The sequence below is a fragment of the Sinomonas cyclohexanicum genome, from assembly GCF_020886775.1.
Classification (GTDB): Bacteria; Actinomycetota; Actinomycetes; order Actinomycetales; family Micrococcaceae; genus Sinomonas; species Sinomonas cyclohexanicum.
Map to the genome: position 1 here is coordinate 2,183,152 of NZ_AP024525.1, position 15,957 is coordinate 2,199,108.

General features: G+C 67.5%; 16 protein-coding genes and 1 pseudogene. 8 read left to right on the forward strand and 9 right to left on the reverse strand.

Annotated features, from left to right (window positions below):
- Positions 1 to 463 precede the first annotated feature (463 nt).
- Positions 464 to 1,117 (forward strand): transmembrane-type terpene cyclase, encoded by a 654-nt coding sequence (locus SCMU_RS10485; protein WP_229232892.1) that lies wholly within the window; start codon positions 464 to 466, stop codon positions 1,115 to 1,117.
- Positions 1,114 to 1,692 carry a hypothetical protein gene (locus tag SCMU_RS10490; RefSeq protein ID WP_229232893.1) on the forward strand — a complete coding sequence of 193 codons (579 nt, stop codon included), beginning with the start codon at positions 1,114 to 1,116 and terminating at the stop codon, positions 1,690 to 1,692. Before SCMU_RS10485 ends, SCMU_RS10490 begins: the two co-directional genes overlap by 4 nt.
- A gap of 1 nt (position 1,693) precedes the next feature.
- Here SCMU_RS10490 and SCMU_RS10495 read toward each other — a convergent pair whose 3' ends face one another.
- Positions 1,694 to 2,911 carry an RNA polymerase sigma factor gene (locus tag SCMU_RS10495; RefSeq protein WP_274602965.1) on the reverse strand — a complete coding sequence of 406 codons (1,218 nt, stop codon included), beginning with the start codon at positions 2,909 to 2,911 and terminating at the stop codon, positions 1,694 to 1,696.
- 4 nt (positions 2,912 to 2,915) lie between these two features.
- A complete protein-coding gene (locus SCMU_RS10500) occupies positions 2,916 to 3,281 on the reverse strand; it encodes a YciI family protein (RefSeq protein ID WP_229232895.1) in 366 nt (121 codons plus the stop codon).
- A gap of 159 nt (positions 3,282 to 3,440) precedes the next feature.
- On the opposite strand from SCMU_RS10500, the gene SCMU_RS10505 reads away from it, so the two are divergent.
- Positions 3,441 to 3,839, forward strand: coding sequence for a DUF3054 domain-containing protein (locus tag SCMU_RS10505; protein WP_229232896.1), 399 nt, complete (start codon positions 3,441 to 3,443; stop codon positions 3,837 to 3,839).
- Positions 3,840 to 3,878: 39 nt separating this feature from the next.
- On the forward strand, positions 3,879 to 4,157 hold the full coding sequence (locus tag SCMU_RS10510) for an Lrp/AsnC family transcriptional regulator (protein ID WP_229232897.1): 279 nt from the start codon (positions 3,879 to 3,881) through the stop codon (positions 4,155 to 4,157).
- Between the two features lie 79 nt (positions 4,158 to 4,236).
- Here SCMU_RS10510 and trpD read toward each other — a convergent pair whose 3' ends face one another.
- The gene (trpD, locus tag SCMU_RS10515; protein ID WP_443020302.1) at positions 4,237 to 5,301 is read right to left on the reverse strand and encodes an anthranilate phosphoribosyltransferase; all 1,065 of its coding nucleotides are present in this window, start codon (positions 5,299 to 5,301) and stop codon (positions 4,237 to 4,239) included.
- Positions 5,302 to 5,478: 177 nt separating this feature from the next.
- On the opposite strand from trpD, the gene ctaE reads away from it, so the two are divergent.
- From ctaE to qcrB, 4 genes are all read left to right on the forward strand, one after another.
- Positions 5,479 to 6,117 (forward strand): aa3-type cytochrome oxidase subunit III, encoded by a 639-nt coding sequence (ctaE, locus tag SCMU_RS10520; RefSeq protein WP_371829645.1) that lies wholly within the window; start codon positions 5,479 to 5,481, stop codon positions 6,115 to 6,117.
- 70 nt (positions 6,118 to 6,187) lie between these two features.
- Entirely contained in the window at positions 6,188 to 6,973 is a 786-nt protein-coding gene (qcrC, locus tag SCMU_RS10525) for a cytochrome bc1 complex diheme cytochrome c subunit (RefSeq protein WP_229232900.1), read from the forward strand.
- A 95-nt stretch (positions 6,974 to 7,068) separates the two neighbouring features.
- Positions 7,069 to 8,115: a cytochrome bc1 complex Rieske iron-sulfur subunit gene (qcrA, locus tag SCMU_RS10530; RefSeq protein WP_274602958.1), complete on the forward strand. Its 1,047-nt coding sequence runs from the start codon at positions 7,069 to 7,071 to the stop codon at positions 8,113 to 8,115.
- Entirely contained in the window at positions 8,112 to 9,794 is a 1,683-nt protein-coding gene (qcrB, locus tag SCMU_RS10535) for a cytochrome bc1 complex cytochrome b subunit (RefSeq protein WP_229232902.1), read from the forward strand. The genes qcrA and qcrB overlap by 4 nt, the downstream gene beginning before the upstream one ends.
- A gap of 96 nt (positions 9,795 to 9,890) precedes the next feature.
- Here qcrB and SCMU_RS10540 read toward each other — a convergent pair whose 3' ends face one another.
- The 6 genes and pseudogenes from SCMU_RS10540 to SCMU_RS10565 all read right to left on the reverse strand — a co-directional run bounded on the left by SCMU_RS10540 (position 9,891) and on the right by SCMU_RS10565 (position 15,906).
- Entirely contained in the window at positions 9,891 to 10,628 is a 738-nt protein-coding gene (locus tag SCMU_RS10540) for a GntR family transcriptional regulator (RefSeq protein WP_229233003.1), read from the reverse strand.
- A 190-nt stretch (positions 10,629 to 10,818) separates the two neighbouring features.
- Entirely contained in the window at positions 10,819 to 11,220 is a 402-nt protein-coding gene (locus tag SCMU_RS10545; RefSeq protein ID WP_443020261.1) for a cytochrome c oxidase subunit 4, read from the reverse strand.
- Positions 11,217 to 12,940: pseudogene (gene ctaD, locus SCMU_RS10550) on the reverse strand (aa3-type cytochrome oxidase subunit I). The gene SCMU_RS10545 and the pseudogene ctaD overlap by 4 nt, the downstream one beginning before the upstream one ends.
- Positions 12,941 to 12,946: 6 nt before the next feature.
- The gene (gene ctaC / locus SCMU_RS10555; protein WP_443020262.1) at positions 12,947 to 13,804 is read right to left on the reverse strand and encodes an aa3-type cytochrome oxidase subunit II; all 858 of its coding nucleotides are present in this window, start codon (positions 13,802 to 13,804) and stop codon (positions 12,947 to 12,949) included.
- 213 nt (positions 13,805 to 14,017) lie between these two features.
- On the reverse strand, positions 14,018 to 14,383 hold the full coding sequence (gene erpA / locus SCMU_RS10560; RefSeq protein WP_229232905.1) for an iron-sulfur cluster insertion protein ErpA: 366 nt from the start codon (positions 14,381 to 14,383) through the stop codon (positions 14,018 to 14,020).
- A gap of 107 nt (positions 14,384 to 14,490) precedes the next feature.
- Positions 14,491 to 15,906 carry a dipeptidase gene (locus tag SCMU_RS10565; protein ID WP_229232906.1) on the reverse strand — a complete coding sequence of 472 codons (1,416 nt, stop codon included), beginning with the start codon at positions 15,904 to 15,906 and terminating at the stop codon, positions 14,491 to 14,493.
- Between the last annotated feature and the right edge of the window lie 51 nt (positions 15,907 to 15,957).

The following is a 15,957-nucleotide window of genomic DNA, read 5'->3' on the forward strand; positions in this document are numbered from 1 at the left end:
ACCTACAGCCGACTGGGCAAACTCGCCAAACCCAGCCCGTCTGGACCGAGTCGAGGCACCCGCGCAATCGCCTTCTGACCTGCGCGAATACCCGAATCGCGATCACACGGGAGTGTTCGCATCAGATGCAACTCCCGTTGGTTAAGCGCCGATAATCGACATTATGTCAAGTAATGGCGAGAAGGGGCCGCTCCCGGCCGGGCTGAACGTCTCCCCCGTCCATTGACGGCGGTTCGCGCCAGCGGCGGCCATCTGGGGCGACTCCAGAAAGACCCGAAAATCGCAAGAGGTACCTCTGGCCGTTTTCGAGCATTCCGCGGGATGCGGCCGGCCCGCCGCGTGGCCGATTATGTCAACTTGTCAACGCCGGGATCGGTGGTAGTTCCTGTTCGGTTCCCACCCGAGCGAACGGCCGCCGTCGTGCGCCCTTGCGCCTGCGCGGCTCTCACCACACGCTCTGACCATGAACGGAAGTGCGCTGGGCATCGCGTTGACGCTCTTCAGCGGGGTCGCATGGACCGTCGCCTACATCGAGGCCATCAGGCTTGGCGTCAGGCAGCGGACCTACGCGATGCCGGTAGCGGCGCTCGGGCTCAACCTCGCGTGGGAATGGCTCTACGCAGGCGTCGGCTTCGCCGAGGGCGGAAGCCTCCAGACGGTCGTCAACGTCGCGTGGGGCCTCGCGGACCTCGCGATCCTGGCGACATTCCTCCGCTTCGGATACCGCGAGTTCTCGGATCGTCTCGGGCGCACGGCGTTCTACGTCGGGGCTGCGGTGCTGATCCTCGCGTGCGTCCTCGTCCAGGTGCTGTTCCTGGCGGAGTTCGGCCCGCAGCTGGCGCCCGGCTACTCGGCCTTCCTGCAGAACCTCCTCATGTCCGGGCTCTTCATCGCCATGCACCTCGCGCGCGGAGGGAACCGTGGCCAGTCCGTCCTCCTCGCCGCCGCGAAGTGGCTGGGGACGCTCGCCCCCACCCTGCAGTTCGGCCTCCTCTCCCCCTCATCCTTCATCCTTGGCATCGGCCTCCTGTGCTCGGTGTTCGACCTCGCCTACCTCGGCCTGGTCGTCCGCGCGCGGCGCACCGCTTCGGTCCGGCCAGAGAAAGTCAGCGCATGAGGCCCGCGGGCCGGCCGTCCTGGGAGTTCCGCAGCGACGTCGGCTTCCCCACCCACGCGGCGCTGTTTGTCCGCGACGCCCTCCGCCTCGACACCTCAGCGGACGACGCCGCACCGCCGCGCCTCACGGCAGCCGTCCCCGATCGCTCGGCTCGCCTCGCGGACGCTGCGCGGTCCGGGGCCCTCAGCGCGTGGCTCGGTGTATGGCACACCCTGATCGACCGTCCCGACGCGCCCTTCGTCGCGCTCGAGACGCTCCAGCGCGCCCCGTTCGCGTTGGAGGTGTGGGACGAGGCGATCCGCTGGGCGAACGCGGCCCGGCAGCCCCTCGGGAGGACCGACCCCGCCAGCCCCATCCCGTGGGCTACGGTCGACCAGACGGTGGCGGCGGTGGCGCGCGATCTGGGCATCGAGAAGAATCGGCTCACGGGCCGGGCAGAGTTCCTGATGGTCCGCGGCGCCTGGTGGCGGGTGGCGCGGCCGGGCGTCGTGCTCGCCTCCCTTGAGGCGGCGGAGGACCCTGCCATGGCACAGAGCATGCTGCGGGCGGCCTTCGTCTCGGGCCTCGAGGCGTGAATCAACCGCCCCGCAGGTCTCGGAGCCGGTCGAGGAGGTAGGACCTCTCCCCCGCCGCCGGCGCGAGGCGAGCCGCCTCCGCGAGCTCCCGAGCGGCGTCGTCCGTCCTCCCGAGCCGGCGGAGCAGGTCCGCCCGGACGGCGTGGAACACGTGGTAGCCGGACAGATCCAGCCCGTCGACGATCTCCAGGGCGGCGGCCGGCCCCTCGGCCTCGGCCACTGCGACGGCCCGGTTGAGCCGGGCCACGGACCCGGGCGCGGCCTCAAGGAGCAGGTCGTAGAGCCTCACGATGCGGGGCCAGTCCGTCGCGGCGGACGACGGCGAGGTGGCGTGCACCGCCTGGATGGCCGCCTGCAGCTGGTACGGCCCGACCCTGCCGCGCGCGAGACATGCCCGGACCAGGTCGGTGCCCTCGGCGATCAGTGCCGCGTCCCACCGCGACCGGTCCTGTTCAGCCAGCGGCACCAGGACTCCCCCGGGCCCTGCCCGCACCTCGCGCCGGGACTCGGACAGGAGCAGGAGGGCGAGCAGCCCCTGCGCCTCCGGCTCCTGGGGCATAAGGCGCACGACGACGCGTGCGAGCCTCACTGCCTCGGCGCAGAGCCCGGCGCGCTCGGGCGGCTCCCCGAGGCCCGCCGAGTAGCCCTCGTTGTAGATGAGGTAGATCACGGCGAGGACGCCCGCGAGCCGCTCCGGCAGTTCCTGCGCCGACGGGACCCGGTACGGGATGCGCGCATCCCGGATCTTCGCCTTCGCGCGCGAGATCCGCTGCCCCATCGTCGGCTCGGCGACGAGGAACGCGGAGGCGATCTGCGCCGTCGTGAGCCCCCCGATCACCCGCAGCGCGAGGGCGACGCGCGCCGGCATGCCCAGCGCGGGGTGGCAGCACGTGAACAACAGCTTGAGCCGGTCGTCGCCGAAGACGTCCTGTTCCGGGGCGGACCCGGGTTCGAGGAGGGCGGCAGCGGCCTCCTTCCCGTCACGGGCCGCCTCGCGCCGGAAGCGGTCGACGGCGCGCCGCCTCGCCGTGAGGATGATCCAGGCGCCGGGCTGCTCGGGCACGCCCTCGGACGCCCAGCGTTCTGTCGCCGCGGCGAACGCTTCCTGGACCGCGTCCTCCGCGAGTCCGAGGTCGCCCGTGGTGCGCAGGACGACGGACACCGCCCGGCCGTACTCCTGACGGAAGACGGCCGCGACGGTGTCCTCGACGGTGCCCAGGGCCTCAGCTTCCCGGGGTCGGCGAGGGAACGCCCGCGAACGGGCGCACCTCGATGGGCAGGCCGGTGATCTCCGCGAACCTGCGGCCCCAGACGAGGGCCGCGTCGAGGTCCGGCGCCTCGATGATGTCGAACCCGCCCATGTGCTCCTTGCCCTCGAGGTACGGTCCGTCGGTCACGAGCACCTCTTCCCCGGCGGCGCGCAGCACCGTCGCCGCGGACGCGTCGGCGAGCCCGTTGCCGTAGACGAAGGCCCCGGCGGCCTTGAGGTCGTCCGTGAGCTCGGCGAGCTTCGCCATGATCGGCGCGAGGAACTCGGGCGGCGGCACAACGCCGTCGGGCTGGTACATGCTGATGAGGTACTGTGTCATGGCTCTCGCCTCCTGTGGGGTGGGGACCCCTGCGGTCCCTCGCCTACTGGACGAACGGGGCGCGTGGTTTTCGACAGGCCCCGCGCCGCCCAGGCGTCGAGCCGGCGGCGGTGGCCATGCCCGGCATGGGCACCGAGGCTAGCACCGTAGGGTGGAGGAATGCAGTCCTCGTCAGCATCCCCCGCCCGGACCGCGGCACTCGCCGCAGTCGCCGATCTCGTCGTCGTGCTCGGCTTCGCGGCGACCGGCCGCGCCACCCACAATCTTGACAGCCCCGTCCTCGGCGTGCTGGCCACGGCGTGGCCCTTCGTCGTCGGCCTTGCCGCCGCGTGGGCGGCGCTGCGGCTCTGGCGCCGCCCGTTGAGCGCGTGGCCCACAGGCGTCGTCGTGTGGCTCGGGACCTACGTCATCGGGATGCTCCTGCGCTGGGTCAGCGGAGGCGGGATGGCGGTGCCGTTCTTGCTCGTGGCACTCGGGACCCTCGGCGTGTTCCTCGTGGGGTGGCGCGCCGTCGTGCTCGGCGTGCGTGCGGGCCGTCGAGCCGCCGCCGACCGCTAGGCTGGTCCCAGGGAACGCCCCCTTGTCGAACGGAGGACCATGATCACGGCATTCGTCTTCATCCAGACGGACTCGAAGAAGATTCCGGAGGCTGCCGAGAAAATCTCCGCGATCCCGGGGATCAGCGAGGTCTACTCCGTCACAGGCGAATGGGACCTCATCGCGATCGCGCGCGTGCGCCAGCATGAGGACCTCGCCGATGTCGTGGCGGACCAGCTCTCCAAGGTGGACGGCGTGCTCGAGACGACCACGCACATTGCCTTCCGCGCCTATTCGCGCCACGACCTCGACGCCGCCTTCTCGCTCGGGCTCACCTGAGCTCTCGGGACCGCGACGAGGAGCCGGGCCGTGACTCACGGCCCGGCCCCTCGTGCATCCGGCGTCAGACTGGCCTGAATCAGGCCTGGGTGAAGTCGACCCAGCACTGGAGCGCCCGTGCGGCCGCCCCGGAATCGATGGACTCCTCAGCGCGGCGCTTCGCTGCTGCAAGGCGGTCGAGAAGCGGTCCGACCGCATCGAGGTCGTAGGCCACGAGGCCCGCGGCGGCGTTGAGCACCACGGCGTCGCGCACAGGCCCGCGCTCGCCCGCCAGAGTGCGCCTCACGACCTCCGCGTTGTGGGCGGCGTCCCCGCCACGCAGGTCGTCGAGCGTGGCGCGCGGGATGCCGAGGTCAGCGGGGTCGAGCACCGACTCCTCCAATTTGCCGTCGCGCACCTCCCAGACGCGGGACGTCGTCGTGATCGTCAGCTCGTCGAGGCCGTCGTCGCCGCGGAACACGAGCCCACGGCTCCCGCGCTCGGCAAGCACGCCGGCGATGAGTGGGGCCATCCGCGGGTCGGCGGCCCCGACGGCCGAGGCCTGCACGCTCGCGGGGTTGGTCAGCGGGCCGAGGATGTTGAAGATCGTCGGGATCGCGAGTTCCTTGCGCGGCACTGCGGTGAAGCGGAACGACGGGTGGAACACCTGCGCGAAGCAGAACGTGATCCCGCACTCCTCAGCGGCCTCGGCCACCTGGCCGACGCTCATGTCAAGGCGGACCCCGAGCGCCTCGAGCACGTCGGCGGAGCCGGAGGAGGACGACGCCGCGCGGTTGCCGTGCTTGACGACCTTAGCCCCCGCGCCCGCCATCACGAGCGCCGCGGTGCTCGAGATGTTCACCGTGTTCTGCTGGTCCCCGCCGGTGCCGACGATGTCGAGCTTCTCGCCGGAGATCGAGATCGGGGTTGCCCTCGCGACCATTCCCTTGACGAGGCCGGCGAGTTCGTCAACCGTCTCGCCCTTCGCCTTGAGGCCGACGAGGAACCCGGCGATCTGCGAATCCGTCGCATCCCCGGCCATGATCGTGTCCATCGCCCATGCCGTCTCCGTCTGGCTGAGGTCCCTGCCGGCCACGAGGGATCCGATGAGCGAACGCCACGAAGGCTGGGTCGGAGCGGCAGGTCCGCTGCCGGAAGCGTCGATAGTCACGCCTCTGATGCTATCCACCGGCGCAAACGTGACCCAAACAGCCGGGGTCCGTGACACGCGCTCTGCCGCGGAGGGCCGCGGATCCGCATGATTTCGAGGGTTTGTAGAAAAAGTTCCCAGATCGTGCGGTTCGCGTTGGGCGAACCCGGGGTTTGTAGACATAATGTCCTTGTGACGACAGCGACTCATGCCCCGACAACCCCGGCACATCCCACGCTGAATCGCCCCAACATGGTCTCTGTCGGGACCGTGGTGTGGCTGTCCAGCGAGCTGATGTTCTTCGCCGGCCTCTTCGCCATGTACTTCTCCCTGCGGGCCGCCTCGAGCGACCTGTGGTCTGAGGAGACGGCCAAGCTCAACTTCCCGTTCGCCCTGGTGAACACCATCGTCCTCGTGGCGAGCTCCTTCACCTGCCAGATGGGCGTCTTCGCCGCCGAGCGACTCCAGCCCCGCCGCACCGGCGGCGTCTTCGCGTTTGCCAAGTGGGGCATGGTCGAGTGGTTCGTCCTGACGTTCCTCATGGGCACGTTCTTCGTGGCGGGCCAGTCCACCGAGTACGCGATGCTCGTCTCCGAGCACGTGACCCTGGATGCGAATGCGTACGGTTCCGCCTTCTACATCACCACTGGCTTCCACGGCCTGCACGTGATGGGCGGCCTCGTCGCCTTCCTCTTCATCATCGGACGCGCCTTCGCCGCCAAGCGGTTCGGCCACTACGAGGCCACCTCGGCCATCGTCACCTCGTACTACTGGCACTTCGTCGACGTCGTCTGGATCGGGCTCTTCCTGGTCATCTACGTCCTCAAGTAGCCCGCAGCACACCAGCAGATTTCGGAACCGCGCCGTAGGGCGGCGGCAGGAAACGGATAGGAACGGATTCGTGAAGGCACTCTCGCAGAAGCGGCGTCACCCGCTAGCAGTCATCGCACTGTTGGTCATGGGGCTGCTGCTGACCGGCGGAATGTACGCAATGATCAGCACCGCCAATCAGGCCAAGGCAGACACCAGCTTCTCGGCATCGGATGTCAGCGAGGGTCAGAAGCTCTTTGTCGCCAACTGCGCGACCTGCCACGGGATGGGGGCCTCCGGCACCGCCGCCGGGCCGTCGCTCGTGGGCGTCGGCGCAGCTGCCGTGGACTTCCAGGTCGGCACCGGCCGCATGCCCATGCAGATGAACGGCCCGCAGGCGCAGAAGAAGCCCGTCCAGTTCAGCGACGAGCAGACCAAGCAGCTCAGCGCCTACGTCGCGTCGCTGGCCCCCGGCCCGGCCCTCCCGGACCAGTCCATGCTCGACGGCAAGGGCGACGCCACCCACGGCGGAGAGCTGTTCCGCGTGAACTGCGCGATGTGCCACAACGCGGCCGCTGCCGGCGGAGCGCTGACGCAGGGCAAGTTCGCGCCGTCGCTCGCCGGTGTGAGCGCGCAGCACATCTACGAGGCGATGGCCACCGGCCCGCAGAACATGCCGGTCTTCTCGGACGCCAACATCTCGCCTGAGGGCAAGCGCGACATCATCACGTTCCTCCAGACCATCGAGACCCAGGGCTCGCCCGGCGGCGCCGACCTCGGCTCGCTCGGCCCGGTCTCCGAGGGCCTGTTCGTGTGGGTTGCCGGCCTCGGCGTCATCATCGCCTTCACGATCTGGCTGACGTCTCGCACGTCCTGACGCATCAGCGCAGCGCAGTATGAGCCGTCCAGGTGGCGGCATAGATTTGAACATCGTCCCCGGACCGCCGGGGGCCAGGAAGGATGAGGGGAATTATGGGCAACCATAGTGACGGTTCTCCGCAGAGCGGGGGCGCCGTAGCTACGGCTGGTCAGAGAGAGAAGTTCGCGGACCCGGGACTCCCGCCGCATCGTCTCCGTCTGGCCGACACCGACCCCAGGGCTGCGAAGCGCGCTGAGCGCCAGGTCACGATACTGTTCATCATCTCGGTGATCGGAACCGTCGTGTTCCTCGTGTCCTACTTCGCCATCGACTTGGACCGCGAATCGACGATCGCGACCGTGCGCCTGCAGAACATCCTGCTCGGCATCGGCACCGCCTTCGCGATGCTCGGCATCGGCACGGGCATCGTCCACTGGGCCAAGGCCCTCATGCCGGACCATGAGGTCTCGGAGTCCCGCCATGCGGTGCGGACCGAGGAAGACCGCGTCGCAGCCGTGAAGATCGTCGATGACATCATCGAGGAGACGGGCATCAAGCGCCGCCCGCTGATCCGCAACACCCTCATCGGTGCGATCGCCCTGGCGCCCCTGCCGGCACTCGCGGTCTTCGGTGACCTGGGGCCCAACGCGAAGGACGTCCTCCGCCACACCATGTGGGCACCGAAGGACGGCAAGAAGATCCGTCTCACCCGCGACCCCGATGGCACCCCCATCAAGGCATCGGACGTCACGATCGGCTCGGCGTTCCATGTGATCCCCGAGGGCCTGAATGACCTGACCGAGGGCAAGCTCAACGAGAAGGCCAAGGCCGTGGTCCTGCTCATGCGCCTCAACCCCTCCGATCTCCACATCTCGGCCGGGCGCGAGAACTGGAGCTACAACGGCATCGTTGCCTACTCGAAGATCTGCACCCACGTGGGCTGCCCCGTTGCCCTGTACGAGCAGCAGACGCACCACCTGCTGTGCCCGTGCCACCAGTCGACCTTCGACCTGACGCACGAGTGCGCCGTCATCTTCGGCCCGGCGAGCCGGCCACTGCCCCAGCTGCCGATTGAGGTCGACGCGGAGGGCTACCTCGTGGCGAGCTCCGACTTCCACGAACCTGTTGGACCTAGCTACTGGGAGCGTGAGTACTCGTGAGCGGCGCAACGGCCCCTACCTACCAGCCTCCGACCAAGGTCGGGCGCATCGCCGACTTCGTCGACCAGCGCACCGGCACGTCGTCGATCGTCCGTGAGTTCGGCCGCAAGGTCTTCCCCGACCACTGGTCGTTCATGTTCGGCGAGGTGGCGCTCTACTGCTTCGTCATCCTGCTGCTGTCGGGCACCTTCCTGACCTTCTTCTTCGACCCGTCGATGGCTGAGACGCACTACGACGGTGCCTATGTGCCGCTCCGCGGCATGGAGATGTCGGTCGCCTACCAGTCCTCGCTGCACATCTCGTTCGAGGTCCGCGGCGGCCTGTTCATGCGCCAGGTCCACCACTGGGCAGCGCTGCTGTTCGTGGCCGCGATGAGCGTGCACATGCTGCGTGTGTTCTTCACGGGCGCATTCCGCAAGCCGCGCGAGATGAACTGGGTGATCGGCGGCGTGCTGCTCATTCTGGGCATGGCTGCGGGCTTCACGGGCTACTCGCTCCCGGATGACCTGCTTTCGGGCAACGGCCTCCGCATCATCGACGGCGTGATCAAGTCGATCCCGGTGATCGGGACGTGGATCTCGATGTTCCTGTTCGGCGGGGAGTTCCCGGGGACCGCGATCATCGGGCGCCTGTACGTGCTGCACATCCTGCTCGTGCCTGCGATGATCCTGCTGTTCGTCGCGCTCCACCTTGTCTTCGTGGTGGTCCACAAGCACACGCAGTACCCCGGCCCGGGCCGCAACGACGGCAATGTCGTCGGCTACCCCCTCGGCCCGGTCTACGCGGCCAAGGCCGGCGGGTTCTTCTTCATCGTGTTCGGGGTCGTAGCCATGATGGCCGCGTTCTTCACGATCAACCCGATCTGGAACTACGGCCCGTACGATCCCTCCCCCGTGTCCGCCGGTACCCAGCCGGACTGGTACATCGGATGGGTCGACGGCGCCCTCCGCCTTATGCCGGGTGTGCTCGGCGGGTTGGACGGCTACCGGCAGCACTTCGAGTTCGTGATCGGCCAGCAGACCCTCACGCTCAACGTGCTCCTCCCGGCTCTGGTCCCCGCGGGCCTTGTGTTCACAGTGCTGTTCACGTACCCGTGGATCGAGCGTTGGATCACCAAGGACGAGCGCGAGCACCACGTGCTGGACCGCCCGCGGAATGCCCCGACGCGGACCGCGATCGGCATGGCCGGCTTCACGTTCTACTGCGTCATGTGGGCGGCGGCGTCGTCCGACCTCATCGCGACCCACTTCCATGTCGCGCTGAACGACGTCACGTATTGGCTGCGTGCACTGTTCTTCGTCGGACCGATCATCGCGTTCGTCGTCACGAAGCGAATCGCCCTGGCCCTCCAGCGGAAGGACCGTGAGATCGCGCTCCACGGGCGGGAAACCGGTCGCATCGTCCGGCTCCCCCACGGCGAGTTCATCGAGGTGCACGCCCCGCTCGACGAGTACAAGCGCTACAAGCTCGTGGGCTTCGAGTCCCCCGAGATCCTTCCGGCCCAGCCGAACGCGAAGGGCGTCGTCGACCGCAAGGAGCGCCGCCGCGCGAGGTTCTCGAAGTGGTTCTTCGAGGATCGCGTTGCTCCCGCGACGCCCGCAGAGCTCGAGGCTGCCCATGCTCACGGGCATCACGAGGCCATCGAGTCGCACGAGGAGGTCAAGAGCCTCGGCCACTGAGCTGGCTGTCGTCGCTCACAGAGGGAGGGCCCCCACACCACACGGTGTGGGGGCCCTCCCTCTGCCTGCTGCCCTCTCCTGAGCCGCTGACGGCGCTCAGGGGGCCTGAAATCGCTGTGATGAGTACTTGCGCGGCGAACGTATGCCAGGGCGCTGAAGCGGCACCCAGAGCTTGTATCTGTCGGCGCGATAGTACGAGACCGAGTAGTCGACCACCGACTTCGCAACGTAGGCGTGCCGCTGGATCTTCAGGAGGGGCGAGCCCATCTCGACGTTGAGCAGGCGGGCCGTCGACGGCGATGCAGCCGTCGCCTCGATCGTGTCCTCGCCCCATTCCATGATGAGGCCGTAGCGCTCGCTCAGGACCTGGTACAGCGAGGTGGGGGCAGGGCCGTCCACGATGCCGGGTACCCTACTGGCCACGATGTAGTTTTCATCCACGCTCATGGGCTCCTTGTCCGCGAGCAGGAGGCGACGGAACCGTACGACAGGCGTCCCCTCGTCGATCTGGAGCTCCCGTGCGAGGTAGGCAGACGCGCCGATCTGCTCGAAGCTCAGGACGCGCGCGTCAGGCACCATCCCCCGCCGCTGCATCTCCTCCGAATAGGACGTCAGCTTCATCTGGAGGTCCAGCTTCGGCCTGCTGACGAACGTGCCGAGGCCCACTATGCGGTCCAGTACTCCCTCGGCCACGAGGGCGTCAATGGCCTGGCGGACTGTCATCCGAGCTACGCCGAAGCGCAGCGAGAGATCGCGTTCCGAAGGCAGCGCTGCCCCCGGCGCTAGCTTGGTCGTGATATGGGATCGAAGAATCTCACGCAGCTGAATGTACATCGCAATCTTCGATGTACGGTCGAGCTCGCCATCGATCCCTTCGGCGTGGTGCACAGTCCTCCTCGAACGTTCCTGATCTCAATCCTGACACATGCGCGGCGGCCCGGAGCTACGTGCACCGGGACGCAGAAAGGCCGATGGCCAGCACCCCAGAAGGGGTACTGGCCATCGGCCTCTGCAGTACCGAGTGTCAGTGCGCGTGGTCTCCGCGGCTGTATTCGAAGACCCATCCGACGAGTGCCACCAGAGCGATGCCAGCGCCGATGAAGAGGATCCACCAGCCCACGGCCACACCGAGGAAGCTGATCGCGGCGGAGGCGCCGAGCACGAGCGGCCACCAGCTCCACGGGCTGAAGTGCCCCTGCTCGCCGGCACCCTCATGGATCTCGGCGTCATCGCGGTCCTCGGGCCGCAGGCCGACGCGTCGGCCGGTGAGCATGAGGTAGGAGCTGATCATGATGCCCAGACCGAAGCAGAGGAGGAGGGCGAGGATGCCCACCCACTCCTTCCACTCCACCAGGAAGCCGTAGACAATCGCCACAGGCAGGAAGAACACGCCCACGATGGCGAAGATCATGGTTTCGATTTTCACTTGGCGGTGTCCTTACGGTCGGCGGCGGTGACGGCTGCGGCCGCTCCTGCGTGCTGCACGGCACCAACGGACGAGAGTTCAGGGTGGTGCAGGTCCAGAGCCGGACGCTCGGAGCGGATGCGCGGGAGCGACGTGAAGTTGTGGCGCGGCGGCGGGCAGGACGTGGCCCACTCGAGGGATCCACCGAAGCCCCAGGGATCATCCACCATGACCTTCTTGCCGCTGCGCGCCGTGATGTAGACGTTCCAGAAGAACGGGATCATCGAGGCGCCAAGGACGAACGAGAAGATCGTGGAGAACTGGTTCATCCACTCGAAGTTGTCCTGCGGGAGATAGTCGGCGTAGCGGCGCGGCATGCCCATGACACCCAGCCAGTGCTGGATCAGGAAGGTGCCGTGGAAGCCGATGAGCAGGAGCCAGAAGTGGATCTTGCCGAGGCGCTCGTTGAGCATCTTGCCCGTCCACTTCGGCCACCAGAAGTAGAAGCCGGCGAACATCGCGAAGACGACCGTACCGAAGACCACGTAGTGGAAGTGCGCCACGACGAAGTAGGTGTCCGAGACGTGGAAGTCCAGCGGCGGGGAGGCCAGGATGATCCCGGTCAGACCGCCGAAGAGGAAGGTGATGAGGAAGCCGATGCTCCAGAGCATGGGGGTCTCGAAGGTCAGCGACCCCCGCCACATGGTGCCGATCCAGTTGAAGAACTTCACGCCGGTCGGGACGGCGATGAGCATCGTCATGAAGGAGAAGAACGGCAGGAGCACCGCACCGGTGACGTACATGTGGTGAGCCCACACGCTCACGGAGAGCGCGGCGATCGAGATGGTGGCGAACACGAGGCCCTTGTAGCCGAAGATCGGCTTGCGGCTGAAGACCGGGAAGATCTCCGACACGATGCCGAAGAACGGCAGGGCGATGATGTACACCTCGGGGTGGCCGAAGAACCAGAAGAGGTGCTGCCACAGGACGGCGCCACCGTTCTCGGGGTCGAAGATGTGTGCGCCGAAGCGGCGGTCCGCGCCGAGGCCGAACAGGGCGGCGGCGAGCGGGGGGAAGGCCATCAGGACGAGGATCGAGGTGATGAACACGTTCCACGTGAAGATCGGCATGCGCCACATGGTCATGCCCGGGGCGCGCATGCAGATGACCGTCGTGATGAAGTTGACCGCGCCGAGGATCGTGCCGAAGCCCGAGAGGGCCAGGCCGAAGACCCAGAGGTCACCGCCGACACCGGGCGTGAACGTCGTGTTCGAGAGCGGTGCGTACGCGAACCAGCCGAACGAGGCGGCGCCCTGCGGCGTGATGAAGCCTGCGGTGGCGATGGTGGAGCCGAACAGGAAGAACCAGAAGGCCAGTGCGTTCAGACGAGGGAACGCGACGTCCGGCGCGCCGATCTGAAGCGGCATGATCACGTTCGTGAAGCCGGCGAAGAGCGGCGTCCGAACATGAGGAGCATGATCGTGCCGTGCATCGTGAAGAGCTGGTTGTACTGCTCCTTGGTCTGCAGGATCTGCATCCCCGGCTCGAAGAGCTCAGCACGGATGAGCAGGGCCATCACGCCGCCGAGGCAGAAGAAGATGAACGAGGCGATCAGGTACATGTACCCGATGGTCTTGTGGTCGGTGGAGGTGATCCAGTTGACGACGATGCGCCCCTTGGACTTCGGCACCACCGGTGCGCTCACGGCGCCGGCTGAGGGTGACTGTGTATAGGTAGCCATGGTCCCCTACTTCTGGTTCTGGTTCGGGTTGCGGTCGTACTTCGTATCCAGCAGCCCCTTGTCGAGGCCCGCGAGGTGCGCCTGGAACTCAGCCTCGGAGACGACCTTCACGCGGAAGAGCATCTCGGAGTGGTACTCACCGCAGAGCTCGGCGCACTTGCCGTCGTACGTGCCTTCCTTCTGCGGGGTGAAGTACATGTAGTTGGGCTTGTTCGGGATCATGTCGCGCTTCTGCATGAAGGCCGGAACCCAGAACGAGTGGATCACGTCGCGGGACGTCAGCTCGACCGTGACGGACTTGTTCACCGGGAGGTAGAGCGTCGGGAGCGTGTTGAGGTCGATGGCCTGGCCCGTCAGCTGCGCCTGCACACCGGCCTCGTGGACGTCGTCCTTGACGATGCCGCCCTGCTTGTAGTTGAAGTCCCAGGACCACTGCTTGCCGACCACGTTGACGGTCACGTCCGGGTTCGTGTTCGGGTTGTCGATGGCGCGCTGGTCGCGGTCCGTGAAGTAGAAGAACGTGAAGACGAGGAACAGCGGGATCGCCGTGTAGAAGATCTCGATCGGCAGGTTGTAGCTGATCTGGCGCGGGAAGCCTGTGGTCCCCTTGCGGCGCCTGTAGGCAACGATGCACCACAGCATCAGTCCCCACGTGATGACGCCGACGATCACGACCGCAATCCACGAGTTCACCCAGAGATCCATGATGATCGGGGTATTGCTCGTGGTGTTCCTATCGCCAGGCAGCCAGCCTCGCTCTACCTCGGATGAACATCCAGACAGAGCGAGCGCACCGACCACGGCTGCTGCCGAGGCCGTGATGATGCGAGTTCGCTGGCTGCTGGTTCGGTTCTGCGACCTCACAGACGGCCCTTCCTCTTGGTGCGTCTCTCCGGTGGCGGCACGGCAGGCGAGCTCCCGCGCGTGGAACCGGGCGACATAGTTTTACTACTCGGTGTAGAGCTTACAGCTATCCCGAGCCAATCTCCCACATGTTCCGCATACGCGTCGGCCGCGCCTCGCACTGGACTTTTAGGGGTCCTGTTCGAGGCGCGGCCGCGGCCGAGAACGCTCGGATCAGTGGAAGGAATCACCACACGCGCAAGACCCCTGGGCATTGGGGTTGTCGATGGTGAAGCCCTGCTTCGAAATGCTGTCCTCGAAGTCGATTGTGGCGCCCGCGAGATACGGCACGCTCATCTTGTCGACGATGACCTCGACGCCGTCGAAGTCACGCACGGCATCCCCGTCGAGAATGCGCTCGTCGAAGTACAGCTGGTAGATGAGTCCCGAGCAGCCGCCAGGCTGGACGGAGACGCGCAGACGGAGGTCGGTGCGGCCCTCCTGCTCGAGGAGGCTGCGGACCTTGCCCGCCGCGACGTCGGTCAGCTTCACCTCATGCGAGGCGAGCGCCTCGGCCGGCTCATTGATTGCAGTGCTCATTCCATACCTTCTCTCGCGCCCGGCGGAAGGCCCCGCCAAGTCTCATGTGGCCTTCTATCCATGCTACGACCCACGGGTCGCGGGCTGCCAACCCCTTGAGTGGCACTTCACACGCGCTCGGTCGGTTCCCTGTGCAGGGCCGCCAGGAGGAGGGCCTCCGCGACGATGCACTTCTCGAAGTCGCCGAGATGCAGGGACTCGTTGGCGCTGTGCGCCCGGGAATCGGGATCTTCCACGCCCGTGATGAGTACCTCGGCGTCGGGGAAGACCTCCTTGAGGTCCGCAATGAACGGGATCGAGCCACCCATGCCGGTGCGCGCGGCAGGGGTCCCCCACGACTCGCCGAGTGCCCACAGCACGGTCTGTGCAGCAGCCGAGTGCATGTCGGCCCGGTAGGCGCTCCCCTTCTCCTTGGGGGTGAACGTCAGGTGCGCGCCGAACGGGACGTGCGCCTCCAGATGCTCCCTGAGCGCGTCCATCGCCGCGTCGGGGTCCTGCCCGGGGGCGAGCCTCAGGCTGAACTTGGCGCGCGCCCGGGCCTGGATGGTGTTCGAAGCGACGTCGACCGAGGGCACATCGATGCCGATGATCGAGAGAGCCGGCTTCAGCCAGAGCCGCGAGGCGATGCTCCCGGTGCCGGCGAGCTGGACGCCGTCGAGGACGGCAGCGTCGCGGCGGAACTGCTCCTCGGGGTAGTCGAGATCGGCGTCGTCGTGGGCGATCAGCCCGGCGACGGCGACGTTGCCGTCGTCGTCGTGGAGCGTCGCGATGAGGCGGGCAAGAATGGTCGGCGCGTCCAGGATCGGGCCCCCGAACACCCCTGAATGGACCGAATGCCCGAGGACCGCAACCTCGAAGGTGCCGTCGGCGAGGCCGCGGAGGCTCGCGGTCAGCGCGGGCTGGCCCACGGCCCAGTTGCTCGAATCGGCCACCACGATCACATCTGCGGCGAGCTGATCGCGGTGGGCCTCGAGGAAGGCGCGGAACGAGGGCGAGCCGAACTCCTCCTCCCCCTCGATGAAGAGCGTGACACCCAGCCCGAAGCGGTCGCCGAGGACCTCGGACACGGCGCGGAACGCGGCAAGGTGGACGAGCAGCCCCGCCTTGTCGTCCGCGCTCCCCCGCCCGTAGAGCCGGCCCCCGCGTTCGGTCGCCACGAAGGGCTCGGTGTCCCAGAGGGACGCATCGCCCGGCGGCTGCACATCGTGGTGCGCGTACAGCAGGACGGTCGGCTGGCCGGGGGCGGCGGGATGCCGGGCGACGACGGCCGGGCCTCCCGGGGTGCCGTCCGGCCGCGGTGCGCGGAGGACCTGGGCCTCCGTGATGCCCGCCTCGCGCACGAGCCTGTGGACTTCAGCGGCGCTGCGCTCGAGCTCTTCCGGTGGGAAGGAGGGCCACGCGATGCCGGGCACCGCGACGAGGGACGCGAGCTCGGCCACGGTCTGCGGGAAGCGGGCGGACACCGCCGCGCGGAGGGCCGCGATGTCGGCGTCGGGGACGCTCTGGGGGGTTTGTGAAGGCATGGCTTCACAGTACAAGCGCGGCGCGGGGGCATCAATGCACGGAGGGCGGAT

Coding starts and splice junctions, on each gene's coding strand:
- SCMU_RS10485 (WP_229232892.1), top strand. CDS start 464: ATGAACGGAAGTGCGCTGGGCATCGCGTTGACGCTCTTCAGCGGGGTC.
- SCMU_RS10490 (WP_229232893.1), top strand. CDS start 1,114: ATGAGGCCCGCGGGCCGGCCGTCCTGGGAGTTCCGCAGCGACGTCGGC.
- SCMU_RS10500 (WP_229232895.1), bottom strand. CDS start 3,281: ATGACACAGTACCTCATCAGCATGTACCAGCCCGACGGCGTTGTGCCG.
- SCMU_RS10505 (WP_229232896.1), top strand. CDS start 3,441: ATGCAGTCCTCGTCAGCATCCCCCGCCCGGACCGCGGCACTCGCCGCA.
- SCMU_RS10510 (WP_229232897.1), top strand. CDS start 3,879: ATGATCACGGCATTCGTCTTCATCCAGACGGACTCGAAGAAGATTCCG.
- qcrA (WP_274602958.1), top strand. CDS start 7,069: ATGGGCAACCATAGTGACGGTTCTCCGCAGAGCGGGGGCGCCGTAGCT.
- SCMU_RS10540 (WP_229233003.1), bottom strand. CDS start 10,628: ATGTACATTCAGCTGCGTGAGATTCTTCGATCCCATATCACGACCAAG.
- erpA (WP_229232905.1), bottom strand. CDS start 14,383: ATGAGCACTGCAATCAATGAGCCGGCCGAGGCGCTCGCCTCGCATGAG.
- SCMU_RS10565 (WP_229232906.1), bottom strand. CDS start 15,906: ATGCCTTCACAAACCCCCCAGAGCGTCCCCGACGCCGACATCGCGGCC.